The 14,063-nt window shown below is 43.5% G+C and carries 12 protein-coding genes; 4 read left to right on the top strand and 8 right to left on the bottom strand.

Annotated features, from left to right (window positions below; all coding sequences use genetic code 11):
* Positions 1 to 46 precede the first annotated feature (46 nt).
* Entirely contained in the window at positions 47 to 877 is an 831-nt protein-coding gene (locus tag ACOIT5_RS16615; RefSeq protein ID WP_423127280.1) for an SMP-30/gluconolactonase/LRE family protein, read from the top strand.
* A gap of 37 nt (positions 878 to 914) precedes the next feature.
* Positions 915 to 1,151, top strand: coding sequence for a CDGSH iron-sulfur domain-containing protein (locus ACOIT5_RS16610; protein ID WP_423127279.1), 237 nt, complete (start codon positions 915 to 917; stop codon positions 1,149 to 1,151).
* Between the two features lie 4 nt (positions 1,152 to 1,155).
* On the opposite strand, the gene ACOIT5_RS16605 is transcribed toward ACOIT5_RS16610, so the two are convergent.
* The 6 genes from ACOIT5_RS16605 to ACOIT5_RS16580 all read right to left on the bottom strand — a co-directional run bounded on the left by ACOIT5_RS16605 (position 1,156) and on the right by ACOIT5_RS16580 (position 9,142).
* Positions 1,156 to 4,314: an ATP-binding cassette domain-containing protein gene (locus ACOIT5_RS16605; RefSeq protein WP_423127278.1), complete on the bottom strand. Its 3,159-nt coding sequence runs from the start codon at positions 4,312 to 4,314 to the stop codon at positions 1,156 to 1,158.
* Between the two features lie 167 nt (positions 4,315 to 4,481).
* Positions 4,482 to 5,309: a hypothetical protein gene (locus ACOIT5_RS16600; protein WP_423127277.1), complete on the bottom strand. Its 828-nt coding sequence runs from the start codon at positions 5,307 to 5,309 to the stop codon at positions 4,482 to 4,484.
* 158 nt (positions 5,310 to 5,467) lie between these two features.
* Positions 5,468 to 6,085, bottom strand: a complete 618-nt coding sequence (gene folE, locus ACOIT5_RS16595; RefSeq protein ID WP_423127276.1) for a GTP cyclohydrolase I FolE — start codon at positions 6,083 to 6,085, stop codon at positions 5,468 to 5,470.
* A gap of 111 nt (positions 6,086 to 6,196) precedes the next feature.
* Positions 6,197 to 6,964, bottom strand: coding sequence for a peroxide stress protein YaaA (yaaA, locus tag ACOIT5_RS16590; RefSeq protein ID WP_423127275.1), 768 nt, complete (start codon positions 6,962 to 6,964; stop codon positions 6,197 to 6,199).
* 35 nt (positions 6,965 to 6,999) lie between these two features.
* Positions 7,000 to 8,424: a 23S rRNA (uracil(1939)-C(5))-methyltransferase RlmD gene (gene rlmD, locus ACOIT5_RS16585; protein ID WP_423127274.1), complete on the bottom strand. Its 1,425-nt coding sequence runs from the start codon at positions 8,422 to 8,424 to the stop codon at positions 7,000 to 7,002.
* A 316-nt stretch (positions 8,425 to 8,740) separates the two neighbouring features.
* The gene (locus ACOIT5_RS16580; RefSeq protein ID WP_423127273.1) at positions 8,741 to 9,142 is read right to left on the bottom strand and encodes a YybH family protein; all 402 of its coding nucleotides are present in this window, start codon (positions 9,140 to 9,142) and stop codon (positions 8,741 to 8,743) included.
* 446 nt (positions 9,143 to 9,588) lie between these two features.
* On the opposite strand from ACOIT5_RS16580, the gene ACOIT5_RS16575 reads away from it, so the two are divergent.
* On the top strand, positions 9,589 to 10,506 hold the full coding sequence (locus ACOIT5_RS16575; protein WP_423130628.1) for a response regulator: 918 nt from the start codon (positions 9,589 to 9,591) through the stop codon (positions 10,504 to 10,506).
* On the opposite strand, the gene ACOIT5_RS16570 is transcribed toward ACOIT5_RS16575, so the two are convergent.
* Together ACOIT5_RS16570 and ACOIT5_RS16565 are read right to left on the bottom strand one after the other, a co-directional pair.
* Positions 10,484 to 11,266, bottom strand: a complete 783-nt coding sequence (locus tag ACOIT5_RS16570; protein ID WP_423127272.1) for a sensor histidine kinase — start codon at positions 11,264 to 11,266, stop codon at positions 10,484 to 10,486. The genes ACOIT5_RS16575 and ACOIT5_RS16570 overlap by 23 nt on opposite strands.
* Positions 11,267 to 11,584: 318 nt before the next feature.
* Positions 11,585 to 13,297, bottom strand: coding sequence for a helicase associated domain-containing protein (locus ACOIT5_RS16565; RefSeq protein ID WP_423127271.1), 1,713 nt, complete (start codon positions 13,295 to 13,297; stop codon positions 11,585 to 11,587).
* Positions 13,298 to 13,542: 245 nt separating this feature from the next.
* Here ACOIT5_RS16565 and ACOIT5_RS16560 point away from each other — a divergent pair, with 245 nt between their 5' ends.
* Positions 13,543 to 14,028, top strand: a complete 486-nt coding sequence (locus ACOIT5_RS16560) for a hydrolase (protein WP_423127270.1) — start codon at positions 13,543 to 13,545, stop codon at positions 14,026 to 14,028.
* Positions 14,029 to 14,063 lie beyond the last annotated feature (35 nt).

Raw genomic sequence — 14,063 nt, 5'->3', positions numbered from 1 at the left:
GTTCTCTTGTTTTATTCTTAATTGTCAACCCTTAAAAATAAATGAAATGAATCCAAAAAAAGTATTAATTGCTGCATTAATTTCATTTTTTTCGATTTGCAGTTACGGACAAAAACTGGTTGAAGTGTGGAGAACCGGCCCGGTTATGAAAACCCCCGAATCTGTTTTGTACGATGCGGTAAGCGGTTTGATTTACGTGGCCAATATCAATGAGAACCCTTCGGAAAAGGACGGGAATGGTTATATTTCGCAACTGAATACCGATGGAACTGTAAAAAACATGGAATGGGTTACCGGGCTGAGCGCACCAAAGGGAATGGCTGTTTTTGAAGGCAAGCTGTATGTCGCCGATATTGATGAACTCGTGGAAATTGACATACGTCAGGGGAAAATTGCCAGACGTTATCCCGCTCCCGGCGCCATTTTTCTGAATGATGTTGCTGTTACCACAAGCGGGATGGTTTTTGTGAGCGACAGCAGGACCAATAAAATACATTTGCTGCATCAGGGCCAGTTTACCGTATGGCACGAAGGCGGACCGCTGAGCGGTATAAACGGCCTGTATACGGAGGATGACAAGCTGTATATTGGCTCGCAAAAAATTCAGGTAGCCGATATCAAAACGAAAGCAATTAAAGATTTACAGGATGGTTGCCAGGGAATTGACGGGCTGGAAAAAGACCGGAAAGGAAATTTTGTATTTTCCAATTGGGCCGGACGTATTTTTTACCTCGAAGATGGCAAAATGACCAAGATGTGGGATTCGACTGAGCAGAAGATCAACACAGCCGACCTGTTTTTCGCAAAAGAACTGAATTTGTTGCTGGTCCCAACTTTTTTCGACAACCAGGTTGTCGCCTATCAAATAAGCTATTAAACACAAGCACAAATTCAAACCTTTAAATTGTGAAACCATGACAAAAGGAAAAATCGCTGAAAAAAGTCCGGCAATGCTGGATATGGAACCGGGTACCTATTGGTGGTGCGCCTGCGGACAAAGCAGCAATCAGCCGTTCTGCGACGGCTCGCACAAAGGAACCGGGTTTAGCCCGAAAGAAATCACGATCGAGACCAAGCAAACGGTTTTCTGGTGCCGGTGCAAACAAACCGACAATCCGCCGTTTTGCGACGGAACCCACCGATCGTTGTGAATCATCATTCCTTCTTCCGGTCGCCCTTGATGAACGCCATGGGATTATAAAAAATCCGGTCGCGCAATTCGGCCTGACGGGTCAACCTCCATCTTTCAACATAGGCGATGATCTTGCGCAACAGGTCGAAATAAAGAGCAATCATTAAAAAAACAGTAAAAAGCCAGATAACCAGCATATTAAACAAAACTGCTCCAACTCTCACCTTCCCGATGTATTTATACCCGGAGTAAAAATGGGCAGAACCGTTCCGGTAAACCGGGTTCCGGTATACGGGTTCATCTCCCTGGTAAATCCGGTTATCGGAGATATACAATTTATGCAGGGAATATTTATCGCGAAGTAAGGTTTCCAGTTTTTTGCAAACGTATTTATTCCTGAAATCCAGCATTTTTTCATGGTCTCCGCCAAAGCGGGCCAGGAGTTGGTTTTGTTTTTCGTCGAGGGACGCGCTTGCCGCCCCGTAACGTTGGTGGTACTCATTTTTTGCCAGAGACAGATAACCGGTTAAACGGGCAAATTCCTGATATTGAAATCCTGCCTGGCCCATTTGATGCACAAGCAGGGACACAGAGTCGGACGAAGGATTGACTGAGCGGAACAATTCATCAAACGAATTCTTCAGGACCGGAACGAGCAAATCGGCCTCTTCCCTTTCGCCCCTCATCTGGAAACTTTGATACGCTTTTAACCGCTTCTCCACCTCAGGCAAAAAGTAATAGGCTTTAAAACCCAATTCATTCTTTTCCCGTTCTGCCTCGAAGAAGTGTCGGCGGTACCGGTTATTTTTGAATTGATTAACCGCCAGCGCTTCGTACGACCAGCGCGACACCATCATGTCGCCAATCAGTGGTGTTTTGTCGTAACTGCTAAGTGAATAGTGCATTTTGTTGAAATCGACAATCACGCCACTCAGCAATAACTGGGGGACCAGCATCAACGGAATGAGAACATAAATGGCTACGGCAGAATCAAGACCGGCCGATAGGTTTAAGCCCAGCAGGTTGGCAAAACAAGCCGTTGAAAAGAGGATGAGCCAGGTTGAAAACGTCAGGTCTCTGATTTCGAGCATATAGTGACCAATGAGCACGAACGACAACACCTGAATGGCTGAAATCATAAACAACATCAGTATTTTTGACACGAAATAGGCCCCGCGGCTTAAATCCAGAAACTCTTCGCGCTTCCTGATCTTTCGGTCTTTAAAAATTTCTTCGGCGCTGATGCTCAACCCGATAAACAGGGCCACCACCACGCTCATAAACAGGAAGGCCGGGATGTTGTCATTCTCGCTGAATAAGTACCTGCCGGCATCGGAGAACTTGGAAAAGAAACCAAGAATAACTGCCAGAATCGGCGCTTCGAGTAAGGCGATGCCCAAATATTGCTTGTTGGAACGCTTCGATGCAAAATCGCGTTTGATGAATAATTTGAGTTGTTTGATCCAGTTGGGCGTTTTGAAGATCACCTCCGGAAACTTTTCTTCCGCCACCGGATTCATTTTCATAAACTCAACAACCGTCGGTTCTACTTTTTCCTGGTAGCTCTGGTACCACTCGGCGGGTGAGATCTTCCGCCGGCGGATACTTTTCCCGAAAGGGTCGACCATGCGCGATTCGATAATCCGGAGCGGTTGCTCGGTTTTCACATTTCCGCAGGTCATGCACTCACTTTCGTCAGGATTGACGTAGTTGGCCTGCCGCTTAAAATAGGTTATGGCATCCATCGGGTTACCGAAGAAAACAACCCGGCCGCCTTTGTCCATAACAATCATGCGTTCGAACAGCTTGTAGATGTCGCTTGACGGCTGATGAATGTTCGCAAAAACCAGCCGCCCTTTCTGGCATTGGCGCTTCAGCAGGTACATCACTTTTTCGGAGTCGGCTGACGAGAGCCCGGATGTCGGTTCATCAACAAACAGGATGGAGGGTTCGCGCATCAGCTCAAGCGCGATGTTTAGCCGCTTACGCTGGCCGCCGCTCAAAATTTTCTTCAGGGGGTTGCCAACAACCAGGTCGCGGGCTTCTACCAGATCGAAATCAATCAACGTTTGCCGGATGATTTCTTCAATCTGCTCGTGATCCATATTCCCGAAGCAGAAACGTGCGTTAAACTGAAGGTTCTGGTAAACGGTCAGTTCCTCAAGCAGCAGGTCGTCCTGGGGAACGTATCCGATCACCCCTTTCAGTACCTCTTCATTTTTCGGGTCATGCAGGTCGTACCCGTTGATCGTGATTTTACCGCCATGTGGTTTCAGCTTACCGTTTAATACGTTCAGCAGAGTGGTTTTACCAACGCCGCTTCCGCCCAGTATGCCTACCAGGTCGCCCGAGCGTTCCTGAAAACTCACCGGGTACAAGCCGTAAACACGTTTATTGAAGCGGTATTCAATATTTTCAACATTAAAAACAATGCGCGGTTTCCCCTTTTCCTGGATGAACCGGTTCATCACGCTGCTGTAATAAATCGGGATGATACGCGAGGTTTTCAGGATTCCTCCCTGCGGAAAAATGTAAAGTCTGTTTTGCGTGAGCCGGTGTGCGTTCAGATACAGGTTGCGGGGTCCCCAGTACTTGAAAAATAACGTATTGGTGCTTGAGATCCGGATAAGTTCAATCTCAACCTGTTGGTTCTCGCGGTATAAATGCTGGATTTGCTTATCGTGATATTCTTTGTTGCCGTTTACAACAAACAGACAGCTTTTATCTTTTACTTTTTCAATTGAAAAAAGGTAAAAGCGGTACAGGTTCTCATATTCACGGGGATCAATCTTTAAACCCGAGGCAACAATATTGACCATTTTCAAGTCGTCAATATTCAGTCCCTCGGCTTTTTTTATGAAGTTTAACAGTTGCGAAACAATCGTGAAACGGGTATTCAGGTCGAAATTACTGACCATACCGCTACAAATGTTGTGCAGGTAGTTTTTATTGATAAAACGCTCGCCTTTGCCGTTGTCTTTGTAAAATATTTCGCGGTTCTCAATATGGTAATAGTGTACATAGTTTTGGTAAAGAACCATATATTTCTCGACCAACTCCCGGTTGAAATTTTCTTTCAGGTAGGATTCCACCAGCAACTCGGATTCGGAAGACAGCTTTTTCCGAAAATCGGTGATGATGGCAAACAGCTTGATCAGTGTTTCAATGATACTTTCGTACATCGGTCGGAAATTTGTGAAATGTCCTTGTTGTCAGGTCAAAGTTAAACGTCAGGTTATTGGTTTAGTGCTTGCCGGGTTCCCGGATTATTGTATAGGAACGAAAAAAACGGGTTCCTGCATCCGTTCGTTCCGGCCACAAAAACCCGTTTTAAAACGATTATTCCCAGTTATTGCTGCACATAACTTTCCCTGATTTTTGCCACAGTTTCGGACAGCGCTTTAACCTGTGTTTCCGTCATCGAACTGGTGCCTTCTTCCAGGGCATATATGGCATTGATTTGTTTGATATCCAGATAGACATCTTTTAACAGATCAGATTCGGCATGATTGGCCAGCATATTTTCCAGATCGGTCAGCGGTTCTTTCTGGAAAAGAATAGCTTCGATCAGTTTTGGATTCTGGAAAGTATTTTCAGAGATATTCGTAGTCAGGTAAAGGCCTTCGATTACCGTACCACTCAAAACAAGGTACGACAGTTCAGTGCGGCCCTGCTGGTTCAAATAAGAGTAAGCCCGCTGAAACATATCGGTAACAATACCGACCAGCGCTTCCTTGTTGTCGATGTTGGCATCAATTTGCTCCGGCAGGTTTTTCTCGAATGCCGAGGTAAAATCAAGTTCACGAACCAGGGTTTCACTGGCTTTAAAATAATCCTGAATATCCGATTTCTGATTGTAGGTAGTGGCATAAGCCAGGTCGGCTGTATAAATCCCCAGGTTAACGGCCTTGCCAAATTCGGAGAGATAACCGCTTACTTTTTCTGGTTTATTGGCTATCCCAACAATATAGCTGGCTTCAATCTCATTGAGCATATTGGTCACTTCAAATGCTGAAGGCAACGGATAAGCATATTCTTCTATTTCCTGTTTGATGGTTTCTTCGACCTCTGCGCCTTGCTTTTTGTCACTTTTCCCGGTACACCCGATGAAGGCTGATGTAAGCAGTCCGGCAGCGATGGCCAGAGAAACAAATTTGTATGCTCTTGATGTTTTCATTTGAATGGTTTTTGTTGTTATTCTTTTATTCGTTTACTATCGGCATTTGGACAGATCGCTTCCCAAGCAAGGGGCATCTGTCATTTACTGAATTTTTTTAGCTAAAATAATATAAAATTGTTCGCTTCTGTTTAAAAAAACGATGATTTATTAACAGATTACCTGGAACTGATCAGCCGGATAAATTCTTCGCGCGTGGCTACCCGCTCAAAGGCTCCGGTAAAATCGGAAGTGGTGGTCACCGAATGTTGTTTTTGGATACCACGCATTTGCATACACAAGTGCTGTGCTTCGATGACAACCGCCACGCCCAGTGGGTTCAGTGTCTGTTGGATACATTCTTTTATCTGGGTTGTCAGTCGTTCCTGCACCTGAAGCCGGCGGGCAAAGGCGTCGACTACCCGTGCAATTTTACTGAGTCCGGTGATGTAGCCATTGGGAATATAGCCCACATGTGCTTTCCCGATAAACGGTAACAGGTGGTGCTCGCACATCGAGAAAATTTCGATGTCTTTTACGATGACCATTTGGCGGTAATCTTCTTTAAACATGGCGTCGCGAAGCATCGCTTCCGGGTCCTGATCGTAGCCCTGAAGTAAAAACTGCATGGCCTTGGCCACTCGCATAGGCGTTTTTTGCAAGCCTTCGCGTTTTACATCTTCGCCCAGCAGATCAATGATCCGGGCATAATAGTCACTGATTTTCGTAGTCGTTTCGGCGTCGAATTTATCTATCCGCCGGTAATTGCCCGATTCGTCGTTAAATGAATATTCCATCTCTTGTTATTCCGGTTGTGCGTTGAACTCGTTGAGCCTGCAAAGGTAAACGATATTATGCCATCATGAACGTCTTTCCGGCCCCGGCGACAAAGAAAGTGGGACCAAAGGCTATCTTTCGCGGGTAAATACCCATTTATCACCCTTCGACAACTGGTTGTTATAGTAATAACCGTCCAGGTCGAACGCTTTCAGATCTTCAGGCTTCGTCAGTTTATTTTGGATTATGAACCGGTTCATCAGGCCGCGCGCTTTTTTGGCAAAAAATGAAATGATGATGTACTTCCCGTTTTTGTTGTCTTTAAATTCGGGAGTAATGATCCGACCTTCTACCCTCGAAAAATCGATTGCTTTATAATATTCGGCCGAGGCGAGGTTAATCAGTACGCTGCCGTTTTTTTTCACATCTTCGTTTAGCCTGGCAGTAATTTTTTCTTTCCAGAAACCGTACAAATCTTTCGCTGAACCGATTTCCAGTTTTGTCCCCATTTCGAGCCGGTATGGCTGGATCAGGTCGAGCGGTTTTAACAAACCATACAAACCGGAGATAATCCGGATTCTTTCCTGGGCAAGCTTCACCTCTTCTTCCGAAAAAACCGACGCGTTCATTCCTTCATACACATCGCCGTTGAATGCAAAAATAGCCTGTTTGGCATTTTGCGGAGTGAAGGGTGTGCTCCACTGAAGGTTTCGCTCAACATTCAGGGTTGCCAATTTTGCCGAAATGCCCATTAATTTGATCAGACCGGATACATTCAACCGCTTTAAATACTGGTTGATTCGTTCAGCTTCCTCAATAAATTCGGGTTGGGAATAAAAGCTGACAGGAGAAGGCGTTTCAAAATCAAGGGACTTTGCGGGTGAGATAATGGTGATCATAGGGCGTTGTTTTTCTTTTTAAACTGCAATTTCGTCTAAAGGGTTACCTGATTTCGGCGAATTAGCTGCACAACATTTTCAACATGGTGTGTATGGGGAAACATATCAACCGGTTGAATTTTGGTAAGCTCGTAGTGTTCGTCCATCAACGAGAGGTCGCGTGCCTGGGTGGCCGGGTTACAGCTCACATACACAATCCGTTCGGGCGATGCGTTTAAAATTGCTTTCACCACATCCTCGTGCATGCCGGCGCGAGGAGGGTCGGTGATAATTACATCCGGACGGCCGTGTTCTTTTATGAAAGCTTCGTTCAGGACATCTTTCATATCGCCGGCATAAAACAGGGTGTTGCCGATGCTGTTGATCGACGAGTTCACCCGGGCATCGTCGATCGCTTCTTTCACATATTCGATCCCGATGACCTTTTTAGCCCTCAATGCCACAAAATTGGCAATGGTACCGGTTCCGGTATATAAGTCGTAAACCACTTCTTTTCCGGTCAAACCGGCAAAATCGCGGGCCACTTTATACAATTCGAAGGCTTGCGCCGCGTTGGTCTGGTAAAAACTTTTGGGACCTATTTTAAACCGTAAGCCGTCCATTTCCTCAAAAATATGGTCGGTCCCTTTGTAGACATGGATCTCCTGATCGGTAATCGTATCGTTTCCTTTCGCATTGATCACGTACAGGATGGAGCTTAATTCGGGAAACCGGTCGGCAACAGCCTGCAGAAAAGCTCTCCTCAGGTCTGCATCATCATAATAAAAAACCATGATCAGCATATTTTCGCCGGTCGACGATGTGCGTATGATCATGTTGCGCAGGAAACCCTGCTGGTTCCGGATATCAAAAAATGTGAGTTTGTTTTCGAGGGCATAACTGCGGATAAAATTACGCAGGGCATTCGACGGTTCGGCTTGCAGCCAGCAGGTTTCAATGTCGATGATCTTGTCGAACAATCCGGGAATATGGAACCCGAGTGCGTTCATCTGTTCCGGCGCCACGTCTTGCCCCATTTCGTCGGGACTGAGCCATCGTTTGTTCGAAAAGCTGAATTCCAGCTTGTTGCGGTAAAACAACTGCTCTTTCGAGCCCAGGATCGGGCTAACTTCGGGCAACTGAATGCGGCCCAGGCGCCGCAACTGATCTTCAACCTGCTTTTGTTTATAAAAAAGCTGTTTTTCGTAAGGAAGGTATTGCCACTTGCAACCGCCGCAAACACCAAAATGTTTACAAAAAGCTTCAATCCTGTCGGCTGATTTTTCCAGCAACCGGGTCACCCGGGCTTCCTGATAGTTTTTTCGTTTTTTGGTTACCTGTAAGTTAACCACATCCCCCGGAATGACGTGCGTGGTAAACACAACCATCTCGTCAACGCGGGCAATGGCTTTTCCTTCCGCTCCGATATCCGTAATCCTGACGCCCTCGTAAAAAGGGTTGTTTTTGCGACTTCTACCCATGAATATTGAAAATTTCAACAAAAATAATCAAAACTGAAAAACCTGCACGATTTCTTTTCAGTAACGTTGGATAATCCAAATAACATTATTCAGCAGGTGGCACACTTGCAAAGCCGCGTCAGCCTATGGGCATAAGTGTATTCTTCTGTTTTCATCCGTGCGAAGATCTACGCCCATACCTTACGCAGATTTATCTCGATACGTATAGAAATTCATGCCGGCAGGTATGCAAGTCTTCCTCAACATCTCCTGGATATCCATTTCATGTTCAAACCGGATCGTTGTAATTTAGCGGCTGCTTCTTAATTCTCTGCGCCTAAGGTTCGGCGAAGAAAGACCAATGTGTTTGAACAATTTTCCATTGTCCGTCAGGCTCAAGTCGGTACACTTCGGTACAGTTCCATTTAGATACTTTGTCAGCTTTATAAGAATGCAGGTTAAATGTCAACACGGCCAGATCATTCGTAGCAATAACTTTCGGATTAAGCATTTCATATCTCGATACATGAATCTGCCCTGTGATTGGCTCGTAATATTTTTTAAGGTTATCAAGTCCGTCCAACCGCCGTTCAGTAGAAGGGTCTAAGTAAGTTACGTCATCAGCTGAAAGGTTAAGATAACCACTTGGATCACCCTGATTCCATTTTTCCAGCGCTCCTTTTTCTAAAGCAATAATCGTTTCGGAAATGTCTGTACTTGTTTTTTGCGAAAAGCTCATTTTTACAACAAATAAATTAATACAATTGTCTGCTGCATTCGTATTCTATCATATTTTATCACGGAGTACAATTTACAATAATTTGTTTCAGCAATTATTCCCGAATTGAAAAAATTCATATTGATACGTTTGGAATCATTTATCTTTTAATAGGTTAACGATAAAAAAAGAATAACAATTTTCTTTTACATGTAATAACATCTAACCCAATTTAATGCTCTGACCGGAATTTTTGCATAGTTTTTGCTATTTTCACCTTGTAAAAATTATCTTCACGAGCGAAAGCCTGTTTTTTGTATACCTTGAAGATGATTATTTCGAAACATTTTATTAATGATTAGCTGGTTGTATTCTTCATTCATTAACCTGTGAAACTGAGATTAAAAAAACATAAGTCAATGAAATAACCCATTAACTGGTAAAATTATGAGCTTAAGTAAAAAAAAATATTAATCATAGACGATGAGCCTGAAATAAGGACCGGGGTTGATGAAATATTACGTAGTGAGGGGTATTGTACGTTGCTGGCATCGGATGGCATAAACGGATTGGAAAAGGCCAGGAAAGAAAACCCCGACTTAATTTTGTGTGATATCAGGATGCCGGGGATTTCCGGATTTGAGTTGCTAAAGAAACTGAAGAAAGAGAAAAGCCTGGGTTTCACGTCATTTATTTATATCACGGCTGTCCAGGAAAGGACCAGTTTCAGGCATGGAATGACAATCGGAGCCGATGATTACCTGACCAAGCCGTTTTCAAGGGAAGAATTGCTGAACGCAATATCCTCGCGACTGGAAAGATTTTCCACCTTTGAACATTTTATCAGGAAGAATGAAAGAGAATTGCTGGAAGAACTCGCTGCTTTAAAGAAACAGATCGATTCTAATCATGCGATTATCGGTAAATATTGTGACCAATTACAGGAGAAGGAAACGGAACTGATAAAAACAAGCATGCATTTAATCGCGATTAATAATAAATTGCAGGTACTCCGCATCCTGATCGATAATGAACTTAAAAATACGACGCTGACCGACGCGCAGAAGAAAATGCTGATCCAGCTTAGGAATAAAACAAGAGATGAGGCCTTATTAACTGACAACCTGGCTATCTTTCAGCTGAAGTTCAATATGATCTATCCTCACTTCATCTCAAAGGTTATCCGGAAATATACGAATTTAACCCAATACGAACTGGTTATGCTCTCTGCACTGGCAATGGGTTTTAATACGACCCAACTGGCTGGTTTGCTCAATATCTCAGACGGCAGTGTCAGAACAAGCAAGTACCGGTTGAAAAAAAAGTTCGGGTTGAGCAGAAATGATAGTCTTCTCCTGTTTATCAGGTCCTTTCATACGTCATAGGCTTCTGCCTTTGCGCCCGATTCAAACGCTTTATTCCGGGAAGGGTAACTGTAAAGGTTGTGCCGTTATTCACCCCCGGTCTGAACGAGATTAGTCCGCCGTGAAAATGGACCAGTTTCCTGGTTAAACACAATCCAACACCAGTTCCGGGAATATTTCCCACATTAGCCCCACGGTAAAACGGATCGAAAACATGATCAGCGTCTTCATCCGGGATGCCGATCCCCTGATCAGTAACGTGAATAAGAAGGTTATTTTTCAAAACAGCAAGTTGAATGGCCACCTCAGATTGGTCAGGAGTATATTTGATGGCATTTGACAGCAAATTGATGAGGACTATTTTCATCATCTGTCTGTCAGCATCGATTAAAACCGGGAAATCTGTTTGTTGAAAAACAATGCCGTTTCTGATTTCCTGCCGGCTTTTCATATCTTCAATTACGGCAGCGATAAACTCATTTACTTCTGTTTCTGCCGGATAAAAATTCATCTCACTTCCCTCAAGCCGGATAACTTCCACGGCCTTTTCCAGTATCTTTTTCAGAAAGTCAACATTATGCTGAATCTGGTACATTTTCTTTTTGATCTCTGCCATAGTCAGGTTTTCAAAATAAGCTTCAACGATATCTGCAGCGATCCGTATATTGGTGACAGAACTCACAAATTCGTGAGTGAGCATCGATATAATACATGTATTAAACGCGTTCCGCTCTTTTACCTTGTTCAATTCAGTTATCAGACATTGATACGATTCTTCCATTTTATTAAATATTTAAAACGGTTACGAAATAAATTATATTCCCGGAGTTTACGTCGCCGAATGGCGGCTTAAAAGGGCGATGTCTATACCTTGTATACATTTGGACTCTCCAGTCCATAATATGTTTATTGACAATCAGACGTTTTGGATGCGGCTGTCTGGGCCAATAAAGCCCTATCCATGCACTTTGCAGAGATGGTAAAAATTATCTATATCACCCGAATCCGCTGTTTCGTAACAAAGAATACGATATTCCCCTCCCGCAATAGAACATTTGTCCCCAAAGGCAGGTTTTGAAAAGAGAAGCGTTTTCCGACTTTATAAGAAACTGGCTTCCAGTGTCATTTTTCCGGCAACTCGTCCCCTCTTCCTCCGCTGCCAGTCAAAACTGATTTCCTCAAGCAGTCGTTTCTTTTCCGGATCTAACTTATTCCGGTCAGAACGCATGCGGGAGGCCCATTTCCCGAGTTTTTTATTTCGCTCCCATTTTACCGGAACACAGGTGTTGCCGTATTCTTTCTTAAACTCAACCAGAAGATGAAACATGTCGGTCCATGGTACCGGATTTTTACGGACAATATGCCAATGAAAGCCTACCTTGTTCAACAAGCCTGTTTGTGCTTCAGTTAATTCATATACTTTGCGGCGTGTTCTTGACACCCAATGGCCTAATCGTGAATTTTCTCTCCAATTATAAGGAACCCGGGTATGTCCGTATTTTTCCTGAAACAAAACAAGTTGATCGTACATGTTCATCCAGTATGATTCGTGGATGTTCCAGGCAAAACCGATCTGCTCAAGCTTTTTAATTTTCCAGGCTGCGAGTTTGCCCGTTTGTTTTTCTCGTCTTTGAATACAGGTCCAACGCTCCAGGGGCCAATCGACACGTACGGAAACCTGAATTTCACCATATTGCTTTTTGTATGCTTTCAACCTCCGGTAGTTTCTTTCCCATTGCGCATCATATTTTTTGAGTTGAAGCTTCCAGGCTTCGATGCCCCAAACAAATCCCGCCTTTTCCAGTTTTTCCTTTTTCAGCGGGTCAAGTTTCCCTTTTTTTGCCAGTGTCCTCTGCGTGCTCACCCAGGTGCCCAGCGAAGGATTTTTCTTCCAGTTTACCGGCACCTGACAATCACCGTATTGCTTCTTATATTGTTTAAGCTGATCAAATTTCTCCTGCCAGTATTCTTCCTGTAAAACAGTGCAATCCCAAATAAAACCGATTTCATCGAGTTTTTGTTCCCGGATTACAGATAGCCTGCCGTTGGTTTTTAACGTTCGCTGGCGGTCCACCCATCCCGCCAAATGCTGATCAGGATACGTCACAGCAACCTTACAATGGCCATATTGATTTTTAAAGGCAGTCAGCTGATCAAATTTATTTTCCCATTGGAGTTCGTACACGTTCCTGAAATCCCAAATAAAGCCCATCGCATCGAGCTTTTCTTTGCGTTTTCTTTTCATATTGCCTTCCGCCACTCTGCGTCGCTGAACAGACACCCAGTTGCTCAGTTGTTTGTTTACCTTCCATTTTTGAGGTACATTGCAATGGCCACGTTCCTGATAAAAATCGTTTAACTGCATATACATCTCGTGCCATCTCCAATCACGAATGTCTTTAAACTCCCAATGTACACCAAGGGAATCAAGTTTAGCTCGTTGATCTTCGCTTAAGGCAGTCTTATTTCTGACCTGGTCGATCAGCCATTCATGGAGCGGTGCATACTGAGGATCTGTAGCCGGTACATGGGCATGCCCGTATTTTTCAAAAAACTGTTTTAAATCCTCAAACCGCTCATACCAATAATGAATATGATCGATAGAAAAATCAAAGCCTGCCGCTTTTAGTTTGTCTTTAAATTCCTTTGGTAACCTGTGCTTTGCTCTTTTCTGAATCAGCATCCATTTCACCAGTTCCTGATTCTCTTTGCTGTCGGGCAGAACATTACAATGACCATGTACGTCCTGAAAATGGATTAATTGATTATAGAAATAGTACCATTTAACTATTGCATCTTTTGACAAAATCATTACCGCTGATGTGAAATCCTTATTAAAAAATAATTTTGTATCAAAATTATCAAATAAACAGATATGCATTTTAGTTTTTCAGTTTTTTAACAGATCGTAGCATGATTTCTTAAAAGTTCGGCCATTTACGGCAGAATAACATTATTTTTTTTACCTATACACTCCAACAATACATGGAGATGTTGTAATTTGCACTGAATTTGAAAACAATCAATTTAACTGCTATCACCTAAAACAAAACTGACATGAACACGCAAAGTAAACCTGAATATGACTGTTGCCCTCCTTTTGACCCGGCCGCCTGGGACGATAAAATTATGATCTGGGATCACAAAAAGTTTATTCGGGAAAAAGTTCGCACGCTTTTTTATATGCCTCTGAATTTTGGACAGGTCATGAAAAAGCTTGATAAAAAAGTGAAGGAATCCGGAGCCGAAATCCCCGGGTGGCTTTGCTTATCAGATCATACCTCCAAATGGAACATGGACCTTTATCTTGCCGTTGACAAGGAAGTGCCTACTGCAGACAACGTGACTCTGAGCGGTAAATATTACAGTAAAGTATATGAAGGCCCGTTTAAAAATACAGGAAAATGGTGTGAAGAATATGAAGCACTTGCCGGCACAAAGGGATTTAAAATCAAAAAATGGTATATGTGGTATACCACCTGCCCTAAGTGTGCAAAGAAGTACGGTAAAAACTACATTGTTATTGCAGGAGAAATAGAATAGACTTCCGACATTTAAATACTTCTTTACAAATACCT

Origin of the sequence: Gaoshiqia hydrogeniformans, assembly GCF_049347105.1 — a bacterium.
GTDB classification, from domain to species: Bacteria; Bacteroidota; Bacteroidia; order Bacteroidales; family Prolixibacteraceae; genus Gaoshiqia; species Gaoshiqia hydrogeniformans.
Note: the sequence above shows the minus strand (reverse complement) of the source record. Positions and strands in the feature narration are given on the sequence as shown.

Bases quoted from the DNA above. Each gene is read 5' to 3' on its own strand.
- ACOIT5_RS16615 (WP_423127280.1), top strand. From the start codon at position 47: ATGAATCCAAAAAAAGTATTAATTGCTGCATTAATTTCATTTTTTTCG.
- ACOIT5_RS16610 (WP_423127279.1), top strand. From the start codon at position 915: ATGACAAAAGGAAAAATCGCTGAAAAAAGTCCGGCAATGCTGGATATG.
- ACOIT5_RS16605 (WP_423127278.1), bottom strand. From the start codon at position 4,314: ATGTACGAAAGTATCATTGAAACACTGATCAAGCTGTTTGCCATCATC.
- ACOIT5_RS16600 (WP_423127277.1), bottom strand. From the start codon at position 5,309: ATGAAAACATCAAGAGCATACAAATTTGTTTCTCTGGCCATCGCTGCC.
- folE (WP_423127276.1), bottom strand. From the start codon at position 6,085: ATGGAATATTCATTTAACGACGAATCGGGCAATTACCGGCGGATAGAT.
- yaaA (WP_423127275.1), bottom strand. From the start codon at position 6,964: ATGATCACCATTATCTCACCCGCAAAGTCCCTTGATTTTGAAACGCCT.
- rlmD (WP_423127274.1), bottom strand. From the start codon at position 8,424: ATGGGTAGAAGTCGCAAAAACAACCCTTTTTACGAGGGCGTCAGGATT.
- ACOIT5_RS16580 (WP_423127273.1), bottom strand. From the start codon at position 9,142: ATGAGCTTTTCGCAAAAAACAAGTACAGACATTTCCGAAACGATTATT.
- ACOIT5_RS16570 (WP_423127272.1), bottom strand. From the start codon at position 11,266: ATGGAAGAATCGTATCAATGTCTGATAACTGAATTGAACAAGGTAAAA.
- ACOIT5_RS16565 (WP_423127271.1), bottom strand. From the start codon at position 13,297: ATGATTTTGTCAAAAGATGCAATAGTTAAATGGTACTATTTCTATAAT.
- ACOIT5_RS16560 (WP_423127270.1), top strand. From the start codon at position 13,543: ATGAACACGCAAAGTAAACCTGAATATGACTGTTGCCCTCCTTTTGAC.